This window comes from Veillonella montpellierensis (assembly GCF_947090115.1).
GTDB classification, from domain to species: Bacteria; Bacillota; Negativicutes; order Veillonellales; family Veillonellaceae; genus Veillonella; species Veillonella montpellierensis.
On the sequence record NZ_CAMUMS010000004.1, the window covers coordinates 20,786 to 37,931 of the forward strand.

Genomic DNA, 17,146 nt, shown 5'->3' on the forward strand with positions numbered 1-17,146 from the left:
CTTATCTCCTTTCCTTTATCCTATTTTGTACGACGTTTAACGATTAAGCTGTTAGAAGCTTTTTTCTTGTCGCGAGTTTTAACACCATGTGCTGGTTTGCCCCAAGGTGTAACAGGATGTTTACGACCAACAGGAGATTTACCTTCACCACCACCATGTGGATGGTCACAAGGGTTCATAACAACACCACGGTTTGCTGGACGAACGCCCATCCAACGATGGCGACCAGCTTTACCAATAGTTTGGTTTTCATGATCAATATTACCTACAACACCGATTGTTGCACGGCAATTGATATGAACTTTACGAAGTTCACCGGATGGTAAACGAAGTAATGCATAATTACCTTCTTTTGCCATTAATTGAGCTGAAGTACCAGCAGAACGAACGATTTGACCGCCTTTGCCGATTTTCATTTCAATGTTGTGAATTTGTGTACCTAGCGGAATGTTTAATAGTGGTAAACAGTTACCAGGTTTAATATCAGATTCTGGACCGCTATATACTACATCGCCCACTTTTAAATTGTGTGGAGCAATGATATATCTTTTTTCACCATCTGCATAGTTTAACAAAGCAATACGAGCGCTACGGTTAGGATCGTATTCAATTGTAGCAACTTTTGCAGGGATATTGTCTTTCGTACGTTTAAAGTCGATAATACGGTATTGACGTTTATGACCGCCACCTTGGTGACGAACAGTCATTTTACCAGTATTGTTGCGACCGCCTGTTTGAGAAATTTTAGCCAACAAAGATTTTTCAGGTTTGCTTGCTGTAATTTCATCAAAGGCAGATACTGTCATAAACCGACGACCAGCGGAGTACGGTTTGAATGATTTTAATGCCATTAGTGGGCCTCCTTACAAAACTAGACTTTATACACCTTCAAAGAATTCAATGGATTCGCCAGCTTTCAAAGTGACAATAGCTTTTTTATAATCGCTACGTTTACCTTCTGTACGACCCATACGTTTAGTTTTACCTAACACGCGAATGGTAGCAACTTTTTCTACTTTTACATTGAAGATTGATTCTACAGCTTGACGAATTTGAATTTTATTAGCAGTCAAAGGCACACGGAATGTGTACTTGCCTTCTTCCATCAATATTGTAGATTTTTCGGTAATAACCGGACGAATAAGAACATCACGTAATTCCATTATCCTAATACCTCCTCAATTTTTGCGACTGCACCCTTAGTAATGAAGAGTTTGTCATAGTGAAGAAGATCAAAAATGTTGATGCCTTCGTTAGAAGTTGCTTTCACACCTTGGATGTTACGAGCAGATAGTTCAACATTTACATCACCTTCAGTAATGAATAAAACTTTTGCATCACCCACATTGAAGTTATTAAGGATATTCAATACTTCTTTAGTTTTTGGAGCTGCTAGTGTTAATTCTTCCAAAATATATAATTCGCTTTCGTTTACTTTCGCAGATAAAGCGGATTTAACTGCTAAGCGACGAGCTTTACGAGGCATAGCTTTGTAGTAGCTACGAGGGGATGGACCGAATACGGTACCACCGCCTACCCATAATGGGCTACGAGTGGATCCAGAACGAGCACGGCCTGTACCTTTTTGTTTCCAAGGTTTTCTGCCGCCGCCGCGAACCATACCACGAGTTTTTGTTGCATGTGTGCCAAGACGTTCGTTTGCTAATTGACGAACTACGGCTAGATGCATAACTGCGTCATTTACTTCAACGCCGAATACTGCATCATTTAATTCGATTGTACCAGTTTTTACACCGGATTGATTATATAAATCAACTGTAGGCATTCTATATCCTCCTTTCGACAAATGTATTATTTAACAGGTTTTACCGTGTTGCGAACCATAACCAAGCTGCCTTTAGCACCTGGAATACCACCTTTGATTAATAAAAGGTTTCTTTCAGCGTCAACTTTAACCACGGATAAGCGTTGTACGGTAACTCTGTAACCACCCATTTGTCCAGGAAGTTTTTTACCTTTGTATACCTTACCGCCGCCACCGGAAATCATAGGACCGATGGAACCCGGTTCACGGTGAGATTTAGAGCCATGTGTTTGTGGACCACGGTGGAAGTTGTGGCGTTTAATTGTACCAGCAAACCCTTTACCTTTACCTGTTCCAACCACATCGACTAATTCACCTTCTGCGAAGATATCAGTCGCCAGAGTTTGGCCTACTGTGTATTCAGATGTATCAGCAACGCGAATTTCGCGAAGATACTTAACTGGATCCACACCTGCTTTTTCGAATTGACCTTTAACAGGTTTTGTTAGATGTTTTTCTTTAATAGAGCCATAACCAATTTGTACTGCGTTATAACCGTCAGTTTCAACAGTTTTTACACGAACTACAGTGTTTGGAGTAGCTTCTACTACAGTAACAGGAACTAATTTACCTTCAGCAGTAAACACTTGAGTCATTCCTATTTTTTTACCCAAAATAGCTTTAGACATTATCGCACCTCCTCTTATAATTTAATTTCAATAGATACACCAGCTGGCAAGTCTAAGCGAGTGATAGCATCTACTGTTTTAGAATTTGGTTCAAGAATATCAATCAATCGTTTATGCGTACGCATTTCAAATTGTTCACGAGAATCTTTGTTAACATGTGGAGAACGAAGAATTGTGAAAATATTCTTTTCTGTTGGCAATGGAATCGGACCTGAAACCATAGCACCATTTCTTTTTGCTGTGTCTACGATCTTTTGAGCGCTTTGATCAAGTGCTTTGTGATCGTAAGCTTTCAAGCGAATACGAATTTTTTGTTGTTTAGCCATTATTGCTTTTCCTCCTGTCGCTCATTTCGAGAATGAACTGCTCCATGGAAATTATCCTCTTATGAGGTCACCTTCCATATCATAGTTTAAACGCAACATGAGAGCGGCATAGCCGCTCCATGTGCTTATATACTCAAATCCCAAAGGATTTAGTAATCAATGTAGTGTTTGTCAATTAGTCAGCGATTTCAGTAACAACACCAGCGCCTACTGTATGACCACCTTCACGAATCGCAAAACGAAGACCTGGTTCGATAGCGATTGGAGTGATTAATTCAATATCCATAGTGATGTTATCACCAGGCATACACATTTCTGTACCTTCTGGTAAGCTGATAACACCAGTTACGTCTGTAGTACGGAAGTAGAATTGTGGACGGTAGTTGGAGAAGAATGGAGTATGACGGCCACCTTCTTCTTTAGTCAACACGTATACTTCGCCTTTGAATTTAGTGTGTGGATGAATGGAACCTGGTTTTGCTAATACTTGACCACGTTCGATATCTTTACGTTCAACACCGCGAAGAAGAGCACCTACGTTATCACCAGCTACTGCTTCATCCAATGTTTTACGGAACATTTCAAGACCTGTTACTACGTAAGATTTTGCTTCATCTGCAAGACCTACTACTTCTACAGTGTCGCCTACTTTAATTTCGCCACGTTCTACACGGCCAGTAGCTACTGTACCACGACCTGTAATTGTGAATACGTCTTCTACAGGCATCAAGAATGTTTTGTCTGTATCACGAACTGGAGTTGGAATGTAGGAGTCAACTTGATCCATTAATTCTTCAATTTTAGCAACGTATTTTGCATCGCCTTCTAATGCTTTTAAAGCAGAACCGATAACTACTGGAATATCGTCGCCAGGGAATTCGTAGGAAGAAAGAAGTTCACGAACTTCCATTTCTACTAATTCTAATAATTCCTCATCGTCAACCATATCAGCTTTGTTCAAGAATACAACGATTGCTGGAACGCCAACCTGACGAGCTAACAAGATGTGTTCACGAGTTTGAGGCATAGGGCCATCAGCTGCGGATACTACCAAGATAGCGCCGTCCATTTGTGCAGCACCAGTGATCATGTTTTTAACATAGTCAGCATGGCCTGGGCAGTCAACGTGTGCATAGTGACGAGTTGCTGTTTCATATTCAACGTGTGCTGTATTGATTGTAATACCGCGTTCACGTTCTTCTGGAGCTTTATCGATCATGCTGTAGTCTTGGAAATCAGCTTGACCTTTTTCAGCCAATACTTTAGTAATAGCTGCTGTTAATGTTGTTTTACCATGGTCAACGTGACCGATAGTACCAATGTTAACATGCGGTTTTGTACGTTCGAATTTTTCTTTTGCCATTTTAAATTGTCCTCCCGGATAATTAAAGTAAACTTTGTAACCCTAATCGATTACCCATTTTTCTTTGCTTGAATTTCTTCAGCAATTTTCTTAGGAACTTCTTCATAATGATCGAATGTCATGGAGTAGTTACCACGGCCTTGTGTTTTAGAACGAAGGTCGGTGGCATACCCAAACATTTCACTCAATGGAACATAGGCTTTAATATGTTGGCTACCATTACGCGCTTCCATACCTTCCATACGACCACGGCGAGAGTTCAAGTCACCGATAACATCGCCCATGTATTCTTCTGGCACATCCACTTCCACAGCCATGTATGGTTCCAATAAGCAAGGATCTGCTTTGCGAGCACCTTCCTTGAAGCCCATAGAACCAGCAATTTTAAACGCCATTTCAGAGGAGTCAACATCATGATAAGAACCATCATAAACGATAACTTTAATATCAACCATTGGATATCCAGCAATAACACCAGATTCCATAGCTTCTTTTACACCAGCTTCAACTGGTCCGATATATTCACGAGGAATAGCACCGCCTACAACTTTATTTTCAAATTCAAAGCCTGCGCCTGGTTCTTGTGGAATCAATTCCAACCAGCAATGGCCATATTGACCTTTACCACCAGATTGGCGAACAAACTTACCTTCTGATTTAAGTTGTTTGCGAATTGTTTCACGATATGCAACTTGTGGTTTACCCACATTACATTCAACTTTAAATTCGCGATTCATACGATCCACGATGATGTCCAAATGTAATTCGCCCATACCGGAAATGATTGTTTGACCAGTTTCTTCGTCGGTACGAACTTTGAAAGTTGGATCTTCTTCCGCCAAACGAGCTAAGGCCATACCCATTTTTTCTTGGTCAGCTTTAGTTTTTGGCTCTACCGCTACAGAAATAACTGGTTCAGGGAATTCCATAGATTCAAGAATAATTGGTGCTTTTTCATCACATAGTGTGTCACCAGTTGTAGTATCTTTTAAACCTACAGCTGCCGCAATATCACCAGCATATACTATGTCGATTTCATTACGTGTATTCGCATGCATTTGAAGAATACGACCAATACGTTCTTTCTTGCCCTTAGTAGAGTTGAATACATAAGAGCCAGATTGTAATGTACCGGAATATACACGGAAGAAAGCAAGTTTACCCACGAATGGGTCAGCCATAATTTTAAATGCTAAGGCTGCAAATGGACCTTCATCGGAAGATTCACGTACTTCTTCTTCTTCTGTATCAGGGTTAACACCTTTAATAGCTGGTACATCTAATGGCGATGGCATGTAGTCAACAACTGCATCCATCATCATTTGAACGCCTTTATTTTTGTAGGAAGATCCGCAAAGAACTGGGAAAATCAAGTTTTGACAAACAGCTTTACGAAGAGCCGCTTTCAATTCATCGACTGTTAATTCTTCACCTTCAAGGTATTTTTCCATGATGGTATCATCTGTTTCAGCGATAGCATCAACCATCATTTCACGACGTTCATTAGCTACGTCAACGTATTCTGCTGGAATATCAGTGATTTCATATTCTTTACCATCTTCAGATGTATAAATTTCTGCTTTCATAGTCATCAAATCAACGATACCAGAGAAAGTATCTTCCGCGCCAATTGGCACTTGGATAGCAACGCTATTCGCACCTAAACGAGTTTTCATCATGTCTACAACATTGAAGAAATCCGCTCCTACAGTATCCATCTTATTGACATACGCAATACGTGGAACACCATATGTCGATGCTTGGCGCCATACAGTTTCGGATTGAGGTTCAACACCACCTTTAGCAGAGAATACTGCTACAGATCCATCCAAAACACGAAGAGAACGTTCTACTTCTACAGTAAAGTCAACGTGACCAGGAGTGTCGATGATGTTAATGCGATGTTCTTTCCAATGGCAAGTAGTAGCCGCGGATGTAATAGTAATACCACGTTCTTGTTCTTGTGCCATCCAGTCCATCGTAGCAGCACCCTCATGCACTTCACCGATTTTGTGAACTCGACCTGTATAGTAAAGGATACGTTCTGTAGTAGTTGTTTTACCTGCATCGATGTGAGCCATGATACCGATATTACGAGTTTTCGCTAAGGAAAATTCTCTTGCCACTATAGTCACTCCTTATTAATTACCAACGATAATGAGCAAATGCTTTATTAGCTTCTGCCATTTTATGAGTATCATCTTTCTTCTTAATGGAAGCGCCTGTGTTATTGAAAGCGTCCATTAATTCGCCTGCTAAGCGTTCTTTCATAGTGCGTTCACCACGAAGACGAGCATAGTTTACCACCCAGCGAATGCCTAGTGTTAAACGGCGATCAGCACGTACTTCTACTGGTACTTGATAGTTAGCACCACCGATACGGCGAGCACGTACTTCTAATACAGGCATTACATTTTTTAACGCCTGATCAAAAACTTCCATAGGATCTTGTCCCATTTTGGAACGAATAATTTCAAATGCATCATATACGATGGTTTCAGCAATACCTTTTTTGCCATCGTACATAACTTTGTTAATAAAACGAGTTACTAGTTTAGAATTGTACACCGGATCTGGAAGTACATCTCGTCTTACAACAGGGCCTTTTCTTGGCATGTCAATTCCTCCTTTAACGATGTGTGTTTACTTTGTTGTTAGCTAAGATTATTTTTTAGCTTTTTTAGCGCCATATTTGGAGCGACTTTGCATACGATTTTGTACGCCAGCAGTATCCAATGCACCACGAACAATGTGATAACGCACACCTGGAAGGTCTTTAACACGACCACCTCTAATAAGTACTACACTGTGTTCTTGTAAATTGTGTCCAATGCCTGGAATGTAAGCAGTTACTTCAATAGCATTTGTCAAACGAACACGGGCAACTTTACGAAGCGCGGAGTTCGGTTTTTTTGGAGTAGCTGTGTATACACGAGTACATACACCACGTTTTTGTGGAGAGTTTTGAAGTGCTGGAGCTGTAGATTTTTTGCTCAAGCTTTCGCGACCTTTACGTACTAACTGATTGATTGTTGGCATTTGGGCACCTCCTTTCTAAATGTGAGATTTATAATTGATCTATCATGGTGAAATACCACAACAGATATTACCAAATTAATCTAGAATCCCTACGGCTGAGGCTTTCACCTTAATGTGGCACGCCTTACCAAGTTCTTCCATCGTATGCTTTTCTTCCACCGGCACATTATATTCTTTACAAAGTTCAAGAATAGGCGCCGTAATAGGTTCGTCGCCATCTACTGCCACTAGGACCAACTTAACCTCGCCACGTTTGATGGCTTTAGAAGTTTGTTTAGCTCCAATGGTTTTATGTAGCGATCGCAACGTATCGATTTCCATAGGTTCACTCCTTACGGTTTCACTCAGTTAATCCTCACCCTACTTAAGCACTATACAAGTATATCAATACATGTTCATCATGTCAACAAAAAATCACCTACAAATTCAACAAATATCAATGTTCTTTATGCACACGTATCGGTGTGGTTCATTTCTTAAAAAAATAATGAATATTTTGCATAAAATTACTAATTTCTAATCTTTTTTATTATATTTATAACATTTATATGTATTTAATTTGCATTCATACATCTTCATTATGCCAATTTGATATAGCTTTTTGTATTTTTTCTATATATAACATGGCTAACCTGTGTAGACTCATAACCATTGCTATACCCCTTCTCCCTTATCATACACGCTAGCAACGCTTCACATATACGATATTTCTACACGTACCGATAATGAACGCTCTGGCGCTTACGTCTCTACTCTCTATAGTTAGACTAGTAAATGCAAGGGTTTTCAGCTTTTTTTGCGACACATTTTATCCACCTTTTAAAGATCACAAAAAAGATGAAATGCCGATAGAACGAGGTATTTCCTAGTTCCATCGGCATTCAAAACAACATATTTTGTCCTATAACTCTAATCTTTCCACATTCTATAATTACTAATCTATTATGTTCGCACTTAAAAGGTTGCAACACTATAACAAGCATATTAAAAGCCACGTGAACAGTATTACCTGTTCACGTGGCTTTATAGTACCGTTCTATAGGAATTCTATCTGTAGGTATAGTTAATCTATATATAGGACAATATAGACTTACACCACTATAACTAGTTATGCCTGTAGTCAATGGATATATAAACTACTATAAACGTATGAACTACAATGCACTATTTTCTACGTCCATCACATATTACTATCTATGGATCATACAGATTGAGCGATAAGTACCGCAAGTCTATACATGTGTAGCTATAGTATTGATAGGAACACTATAGCTACACTATATAAATAGTCATAGTCTTTCCACAAGCATTCTCATGTAGATATACCATAAAATCTATAGAAGTCTTATTTTTCTTCTTCATCAGTAGATTCTACATCAATGATGTGAGGTTCTTTTTTGACCACTTCAATTTTACGATAACGGCTCATACCTGTACCAGCAGGAATCAACTTACCAATAATGACATTTTCTTTTAAGCCCAATAATGGATCAATTTTACCTTTTATGGCTGCATCAGTAAGAACTCGCGTTGTTTCTTGGAAAGAAGCTGCTGATAAGAAGCTATCAGTCGCCAATGCCGCTTTCGTAATACCTAATAAGGTGCGTTTACCAGTCGCTGTTGTTTTACCATTTAGTGTTAAGCGACGATTTTCATCATCAAATGTATTTACATCAATCATATCGCCTGGCAACATATCTGCATCGCCTGCTGTTTCAATTTTAATTTTATGTAACATTTGGCGCACGATAACTTCGATATGTTTATCATTAATTTCAACACCTTGTGATTTATATACTTTTTGTACTTCATATACTAAGTAACGTTGTGTTGCTTCTGTTCCCAATACGCGCATAATATCATGAGGATTTACAGAACCTTCAGTCAAACGACCACCAACTTCTACCATATCCCCATCTTTTACGATAATCCGCGAACCATATGGAATTAAATAATCTTCTTCTACGCCATCGTTACTAGTAATAAAGATTGTATTCGTGCCTTTTTTATTATCATTTGGCACTACACGGACAACGCCTGCTATTTCACTAATAATCGCATTGCGTTTAGGTTTACGGGCTTCAAACAACTCTTCAACACGAGGCAAACCTTGTGTAATATCATCACCGGCAACACCGCCTGTATGGAATGTACGCATCGTTAACTGTGTACCTGGTTCGCCGATAGATTGCGCAGCAATGATACCAACAGCTTCACCTACTTGTACTTGACCGCCTGTACCTAAATCACGACCATAACACTTCATGCACACCCCATAAGGAGATTTACAAGTTAATACAGAACGAATTTTAACAGTATCGTAGTATTTTACCACTTCGTCTGCTAGTTCTTCTGTGATTTCAGCGTTCAATGGAACGATGACTTCGCCAGTTTCTTTATTAACTAATTCTTCTGCTGCAGTACGACCTACAATGCGATCTTTAAGTGGTTCAATAATACCGCTACCTTCCACGATAGCTTCTACTTCGATACCATGAATTTCATTGTTGCGAACTTGTACTTCTTTTACATCGGATGCCAAAATAGCTTCGATGCCTTCTTCGGTTAATTTAGTAGCTGCTGGGAATATTTCATTACCTTCGCTATCAATAACGGCTGCTACCGTATCTTTTCCAAGCATATTTTGAATCATAGTCGTGCGAAGTGTTTCACGAATACTATCATCTGTTTCACCTAATATCACTTTTTGTACCATATTAGTGTGATTAATTTCTGTATCACTACCTAAATGTACACCGCGTAATGCAATGGCTGGCACTTTATGGTTAGCAATTTCTTCTAACATCTCAGCTGTTAATATAGATTCTGCTGGAATAATAACTTCATTAGTATCTACATCAACCACTTCTTTATCAAGTACTCGTCCAATCAATTTATCCTTTAATAACTGTACGGCTTGACGAGAGGATGTAGCCAATCGTGCTCGTTCACGAACTAAGTCGATGCCGACTACGTCACAGTCTTCTTCACGGACGATAACGTCTTGTGATACGTCTACTAAGCGGCGTGTTAAGTAACCAGAATCGGCTGTACGAAGTGCAGTATCCGCCAAACCTTTACGGGCACCATGAGACGATGTAAAGTAATCCAATACAGTCAAACCTTCTTTAAAGTTTGCCTTGATTGGCAAGTCGATGATTCGACCAGATGGATCAGCCATCAACCCACGCATCCCTGCTAATTGACGAATCTGTTGCTTATTACCACGGGCACCAGAAATAGCCATCATATAAACAGGATTAAAGCCACGTTGGTCCGCTGCCATATTATCCATCATCGCATCAGTTACTTCTTCAGTTGCATCATTCCACAATTCAATGGTTTTGCGATAACGTTCTTCTTCTGTAATCAAACCACGACGATACAAGCGGGATACTTTATTAACTTCTGCGTCCGCTTCATTGAGAATATTAAATTTATTTTCTGGTACTTTAATATCTGCAATGGCAATCGTCATGCCTGCACGACGTGCAAAGGAGTAGCCAAGCGATTTTACTCGGTCTAGTAATTCAGCGGTTTCTTCGTTACCAAATTTTTGGAAACATTCATCCACTAATTTACCTACTGCTTTTTTATCCATAACTTTACCCAATGTATAGTGGCCATCGTCTTGTTTTATAAACTGACGAATTTCAGGATACAAAGCGTTGTTAAAGATTAAGCGACCTGCTGTTGTTTCTACACGGCCATAGCCTTCAAGGCGAATGTATAAGATGTCTTGTAAGCCAATCACACCTTGGTCATAGGCTAGCATAACTTCATCATAGTTACTGAAATATCTTGCTTTTTCTTTCGTTTCTGGACGAATAACTGTTAAGTAGTATGTCCCTAGAATCATATCTTGTGATGGTACTGCTACTGGTTTACCATCTTTCGCTGCCAATATGTTATGGGATGATAACATCAATGTCCGCGCTTCCGCTTGTGCTTCCACCGATAATGGTAAGTGACATGCCATTTGGTCGCCATCAAAGTCCGCATTGAATGCTGTACATACTAATGGATGTAATTTAATAGCGCGTCCTTCCCAAAGAATTGGTTCAAATGCTTGAATCCCCAAACGGTGCAATGTAGGGGCACGGTTCAATAATACAGGATGTTCTTTAATAACTTCTTCCAATACTTCCCATACGCCAGAATTTACTCGTTCAATTTGACGTTTAGCTGCTTTAATATTGCTAGCTTGACCACGTTCTACCAATCGTTTCATAACAAATGGTTTAAACAATTCCAAGGCCATTTCTTTTGGCAAGCCACATTGATGCATTTTCAATTCTGGGCCAACTACGATAACGGAACGTCCAGAATAGTCAACACGTTTCCCCAACAAGTTTTGACGGAAACGACCTTGTTTACCTTTTAACATGTCGGACAAGGATTTTAATGGACGATTGCCTGGGCCAGTCACAGGACGACCACGACGACCATTGTCAATCAATGCGTCCACCGCTTCTTGGAGCATCCGTTTTTCATTACGCACGATAATATCTGGCGCACCAAGTTCTAACAAACGTTTTAACCGATTGTTACGATTAATCACGCGACGATATAAATCATTCAAATCAGAAGTGGCAAAACGACCACCATCAAGTTGTACCATCGGGCGTAAATCTGGTGGAATGACAGGAATTACATCCATAACCATCCATTCAGGACGATTGCCAGATTGACGGAATGCTTCCACCACTTCTAAGCGACGAACTGCACGGATTTTACGCTGTCCCGAAGAAGATTCTAATTCTTCACGAAGCTCTGCATTCAATGTTTCTAAATCCAATTCGCTCAATAATGCCTTAATCGCTTCTGCACCCATATCGATACATACAAATACCACATGATCGGTCGCATCCAATGCAAATTGTTCTTCTTGGGTTACTTCTTCATAGACTTTATCGTCTTCATCAATGAAAGTATCTTCTTGCATAGCTGCATTCGATTCGATTTTGCGTTTTGCTTCTTTCACTAGTGCCAATCGATCACTTCGCTGGGAAACCGTTTCGATAACGACTTCTTTGCCGCCGATGGTATAATTAGAATCTGAAAATTGGGCTTCATATTCTCTATATTCTTGTTCCGATAATAACTGACGTTTCATCAACGGAGTTCCCGCTGGATCCACCACTACATAGGAAGCAAAGTATAGAATTCGTTCCAAAGAGCGTGGGGAAATGTCGAGAATAAGGCCCATACGAGATGGAATCCCCTTAAAATACCAAATATGGGATACTGGTGTAGCTAATTCAATATGTCCCATACGTTCACGGCGCACTTTTGCTTTTGTTACTTCTACACCACATTTATCACACACTACGCCTTTATGGCGAATGCGTTTATATTTACCACAATGACATTCCCAGTCCTTTGTAGGTCCAAAAATACGTTCACAGAATAATCCATCACGTTCTGGCTTGAGCGTACGATAGTTAATCGTTTCCGGTTTTTTAACTTCCCCATGAGACCATTCTCTAATTTGTTCTGGAGATGCCAACCCAATACGCATGGAGTCAAATTCATTAACGTCTAGCACGAATATCGCTCCCTTCCTTATTAGTCTTCATCATCTTGAGAGGATTCAACAGAAGTGAAAGAACTAATTCCTAATTGGCTGATAACATCATCATCTTCGCCAGCGGTGACAGGTTCTTCTTGTTCGATAATAGCAGTCGTTTCATCTACCATTTCAGATGGTTGACTTGCTTCTTCGCCCATTACTTCTTTGATTGTATCTTCATTTTCACTTACATTATCATCGTCATCAAGTTCTTTAATCACTACTTCTTCTTGGTCTTCATTTAATATTTTTACATCAAGGCCAATACTTTGTAGCTCTTTTAATAGCACTTTAAAGGATTCAGGAACGCCTGGTTCAGGAATATTTTCACCTTTAACGATTTTTTCAAATGCTTTCGCACGACCTACTACGTCGTCCGATTTAACAGTTAATAATTCTTGTAATGTATACGCAGCGCCATAGGCTTCTAACGCCCACACTTCCATTTCACCGAAACGTTGGCCACCAAATTGTGCCTTACCACCTAATGGTTGTTGTGTAACTAAGGAGTATGGTCCTGTGGAACGAGCATGGATTTTATCATCAACCAAGTGATGAAGTTTTAACATGTATACGTATCCTACGGTAACGCGGTTATCCATTGGTTCCCCTGTACGACCATCATATAAAACGGTTTTACCGTCTTCACTCTTGCCGGCCAATTGTAATGCTTCAAACACATCCACTTCACTGGCACCATCAAATACAGGAGTCGCAATATGAATGCCTGCTACATCAGGTTTTGGCATGCCATATTGTTCATAGTCATAGCCAATTGCTTCTAAGGACTTACGAATTTCAGAGCGTTTTTCACGCGCTTCGTCGATAGTTTCCAATATACGCACTATCGATTGTAATCTACCTAGTTCTTTTTCTAGTTCAGGATCCATGTCTGGTACCGATTCATCCGTATCGAAGCATTCGATTTGCTTAGCCATATGGGAGCGTTCGATGTCTTTCAATTCACGGTAACGAGTATATCCACCTAGAACAGATAGTTGACGTTCTGTTTCCACTTTCACTAAATCCATAATGTCATTAGTTAATTGTGTAATTTCTTCGTCCACATCTAAATGAGCAACTGTCACATCTTGAGCAATTTGAGCTTTCAATTCGTCTAGACGTGCATATAAGCCCTTTAATTCTTCAATGTTATCCCAATAGGACGCATCTGTTTTAGCTCGTTCAAGAACTTGTTTAATTTGCATATCCGTATCTTTAATTTTCATGCCAAGACCTTGGACAGCAAATCCCAAATGTGTTTCCAATACCTGACCGATGTTCATACGAGATGGTACGCCCAATGGGTTCAACACGATTTGTACTGGTGTGCCATCTGGCAAGAATGGCATGTCTTCACGACGCATAACGCGGGATACAACCCCCTTGTTACCATGACGACCCGCCATTTTATCGCCTTCATGAATTTTACGTTTTTGTGCAATATATACGCGAACTAATTTATTAACCCCTGGTTGTAATTCATCGCCATTTTCACGAGTAAACACTTTAACGTCAACGATTTTACCAGATTCACCATGTGGCACGCGCAAGGATGTATCGCGCACTTCGCGTTCTTTGTCACCAAAGATAGCACGCAACAAGCGTTCTTCTGGCGTTAATTCAGTTTCTCCTTTTGGTGTTGCTTTACCTACGAGAATATCGCCTGGTTTAACTTCTGCACCAATGCAGATAATGCCATCTGCATCTAAGTTTTTCAAGGAGTCATCACCTGTATTAGGCAATTCACGGGTGATTTCTTCGGCACCTAGTTTGGTATCACGCGCATCACATTCGTACTCTTCAATATGAATGGATGTGTAAATATCTTCTTTACAAAGATCTTCAGATAATAAAATCGCATCTTCGTAGTTATAACCTTCCCATGGCATGAACGCAACAAGAATGTTAAATCCTAATGCTAATTCACCGCCATCGGTAGCTGGACCATCCGCTAATACTTGTCCTGCCACCACGTGATCACCACGATGTACTATTGGTTTTTGGTTAAAGCAAGTAGATTGGTTAGAGCGCAAGAATTTATTCATCTTGTACACATCGACACGACCATTATCGTCACGCATTACGTGAATTTGGTCGCCCCAACAGCGAACAACGGTACCTGCTGCTTTTGCCAAAATACATACGCCCGAGTCGGTAGCGGCTGTATATTCCATACCAGTACCAACTAATGGTGCTTGTGCTCGTAGCAATGGCACCGCTTGACGTTGCATGTTGGCGCCCATTAACGCACGGTTTGCATCATCATTTTCCAAGAATGGAATCATCGCTGTACCGATGGATACCACTTCTTTTGGACTTACGTCCATGTAGTCTACTTTATCAGGACTTACTTCCAATACATCATGGCCAGAGCGGCAAGCAATATGATCACTGACAAAGCATCCTTCTTCATCTAACACAGAGTTAGCCTGTGCAATAACCATGCCTTCTTCTTCGTCGGCTGTCATATATGCGACTGTATCGGTAACACGCACTTTAACAATTTTATCTGCTTCATCACCAGTACCATAAATTTTTTCAACTTTACGATATGGAGCTTCAATAAAGCCAAATTCATTCACTTTCGCATAGTTGGATAAAGAGTTAATCAAGCCGATGTTTGGACCTTCTGGTGTTTCAATTGGACACATGCGACCATAATGGGAATGGTGAACGTCACGAACTTCAAAGCCTGCGCGCTCACGAGATAAACCGCCTGGTCCCAATGCAGACAGACGACGTTTATGTGTTAATTCACCTAATGGATTTGTTTGATCCATAAATTGTGATAATTGTGAAGACCCAAAGAATTCTTTTACCGCTGCTACTACAGGGCGGATATTAATCAGTGCCTGTGGTGTGATCATATCGCTTTCTTGTACGGTCATACGTTCCCGTACAACACGTTCCATACGAGTTAAGCCAATACGGAATTGGTTTTGCAACAATTCTCCTACGCAGCGAAGACGACGATTCCCTAAATGGTCAATATCATCCGTATGTCCTACGCCATCCATCAAATTAAGTAGATAGCTAATATTAGCAATCATGTCTTCACGAGTCACGGTGCGGAATTCATATGGCAAGTTGCAGTTATTACAGATAACTTTGGCATGAACACCATCGATATCGATGTAGAATTCGGCAAATCCTTCACCTGCAAATACGCCTGATTTCTCTACGATTTCAATTTCTTCTTCTCCAATATGAGTGCCTGCATCTAAGATGACTTCCCCAGTTTCTGGGTTGAAAATAGGTTGTGCCAATAGTTGACCAAACATACGTTGTTTCCAGCCTAATTTCTTATTCACTTTATAACGACCTACGCGAGCAAAATCATAGCGGCGAGGGTCAAAGAATAAATTGTCAAATAAATTTCTTGCACTTTCTACTGTTGGTGGTTCACCAGGGCGTAATTTTTTATAAATTTCTACCAACGCTTCTTCAGACGATTCTGTCGTATCTTTTTCTAATGTACGAAGTAAGCGTTCATCGTAGATTGGATTACCATCTTCATCAACTTGACCATTCCAGAATAATTCAAGGATAGATTCATTCGTATCCCATCCAAGAGCGCGCACTAAAATAGTTGCTGGTATTTTACGATTACGATCGATACGAACCGATACAACTTCATTCGCATCAGTTTCTAACTCAATCCACGCGCCACGATTTGGGATAACTGTAGAGGCATATAAACGATTCCCCATAGTATCGATTTCTTTATCATAATATACACCAGGAGAACGAACCAATTGAGATACGATAACACGTTCTGCCCCATTAATGATAAATGTCCCTGTATCGGTCATTAATGGAAAATCACCCATAAATACTTCTTGCTCTTTGATATCCATATTTTCTGGGTCATTATTAACTAGTTGAATGTTAACACGCAATGGTGCCGCATACGTAGCATCACGGTTCTTACACTCATTAATATCATACTTAGGTTCTCCTAAGCTGAATCCTTTAAAAGAAAGTACTAAATTACCTGAATTGTCTTTAATAGGAGAAATATCGTCAAAAATATTTTGTAAACCACTCTCCAAAAACCATTCGTACGATTTTCGTTGTACATCTAACAAATGCGGCATTTTAATAACTTCGTTAATTTTTGCGTACGTATAACGAGTTCGTTTGCCTACCTGCTCAGGTTTGAACATACTAGCTTTCACCTCTCATCTAATTTGGGTCTACCATATTCTATAACGTTAATGAATAAAGACATCCATCAGGTCTCAGTTTTCCTGCTAAATAAGACGACAAATAAGCAAGACTCCTCTCAAAAATTTTGGGGCCTTGCTTGACGTTGCTAGCACAACCTTGAAAGATTAACCTCTTCACAAACAGAGTTATAGGCTAAAAATACACTTTTGCAATTAACAA

The 17,146-nt window shown here is 40.0% G+C and carries 12 protein-coding genes; all 12 read right to left on the minus strand.

Annotated elements, in window-relative coordinates; translation table 11 throughout:
• Positions 1–20: 20 nt before the first annotated feature.
• The 12 genes from rplB to rpoB all read right to left on the minus strand — a co-directional run bounded on the left by rplB (position 21) and on the right by rpoB (position 16,923).
• The gene (rplB, locus tag P6940_RS02860) at positions 21–851 is read right to left on the minus strand and encodes a 50S ribosomal protein L2 (RefSeq protein WP_028258017.1); all 831 of its coding nucleotides are present in this window, start codon (positions 849–851) and stop codon (positions 21–23) included.
• Positions 852–878: 27 nt separating this feature from the next.
• Positions 879–1,163 carry a 50S ribosomal protein L23 gene (gene rplW / locus P6940_RS02865; protein ID WP_028258018.1) on the minus strand — a complete coding sequence of 95 codons (285 nt, stop codon included), beginning with the start codon at positions 1,161–1,163 and terminating at the stop codon, positions 879–881.
• Entirely contained in the window at positions 1,163–1,786 is a 624-nt protein-coding gene (gene rplD / locus P6940_RS02870; RefSeq protein WP_028258019.1) for a 50S ribosomal protein L4, read from the minus strand. Before rplD ends, rplW begins: the two co-directional genes overlap by 1 nt.
• 26 nt (positions 1,787–1,812) lie before the next feature.
• The gene (gene rplC / locus P6940_RS02875) at positions 1,813–2,454 is read right to left on the minus strand and encodes a 50S ribosomal protein L3 (RefSeq protein ID WP_028258020.1); all 642 of its coding nucleotides are present in this window, start codon (positions 2,452–2,454) and stop codon (positions 1,813–1,815) included.
• 14 nt (positions 2,455–2,468) lie between these two features.
• Positions 2,469–2,780, minus strand: coding sequence for a 30S ribosomal protein S10 (gene rpsJ, locus P6940_RS02880; RefSeq protein ID WP_028258021.1), 312 nt, complete (start codon positions 2,778–2,780; stop codon positions 2,469–2,471).
• Between the two features lie 175 nt (positions 2,781–2,955).
• Positions 2,956–4,143 carry an elongation factor Tu gene (gene tuf / locus P6940_RS02885; protein WP_277293138.1) on the minus strand — a complete coding sequence of 396 codons (1,188 nt, stop codon included), beginning with the start codon at positions 4,141–4,143 and terminating at the stop codon, positions 2,956–2,958.
• Between the two features lie 50 nt (positions 4,144–4,193).
• Positions 4,194–6,269, minus strand: a complete 2,076-nt coding sequence (gene fusA, locus P6940_RS02890; protein WP_038153000.1) for an elongation factor G — start codon at positions 6,267–6,269, stop codon at positions 4,194–4,196.
• 19 nt (positions 6,270–6,288) lie between these two features.
• Positions 6,289–6,759 carry a 30S ribosomal protein S7 gene (gene rpsG, locus P6940_RS02895; protein ID WP_028257524.1) on the minus strand — a complete coding sequence of 157 codons (471 nt, stop codon included), beginning with the start codon at positions 6,757–6,759 and terminating at the stop codon, positions 6,289–6,291.
• Positions 6,760–6,807: 48 nt separating this feature from the next.
• The gene (rpsL, locus tag P6940_RS02900; RefSeq protein ID WP_028257525.1) at positions 6,808–7,182 is read right to left on the minus strand and encodes a 30S ribosomal protein S12; all 375 of its coding nucleotides are present in this window, start codon (positions 7,180–7,182) and stop codon (positions 6,808–6,810) included.
• 75 nt (positions 7,183–7,257) lie between these two features.
• Positions 7,258–7,503: a L7Ae/L30e/S12e/Gadd45 family ribosomal protein gene (locus P6940_RS02905; protein WP_277293139.1), complete on the minus strand. Its 246-nt coding sequence runs from the start codon at positions 7,501–7,503 to the stop codon at positions 7,258–7,260.
• Between the two features lie 1,024 nt (positions 7,504–8,527).
• Entirely contained in the window at positions 8,528–12,730 is a 4,203-nt protein-coding gene (gene rpoC / locus P6940_RS02910; RefSeq protein WP_277293140.1) for a DNA-directed RNA polymerase subunit beta', read from the minus strand.
• A 20-nt stretch (positions 12,731–12,750) separates the two neighbouring features.
• Positions 12,751–16,923 carry a DNA-directed RNA polymerase subunit beta gene (rpoB, locus tag P6940_RS02915; RefSeq protein ID WP_277293141.1) on the minus strand — a complete coding sequence of 1,391 codons (4,173 nt, stop codon included), beginning with the start codon at positions 16,921–16,923 and terminating at the stop codon, positions 12,751–12,753.
• Positions 16,924–17,146 lie beyond the last annotated feature (223 nt).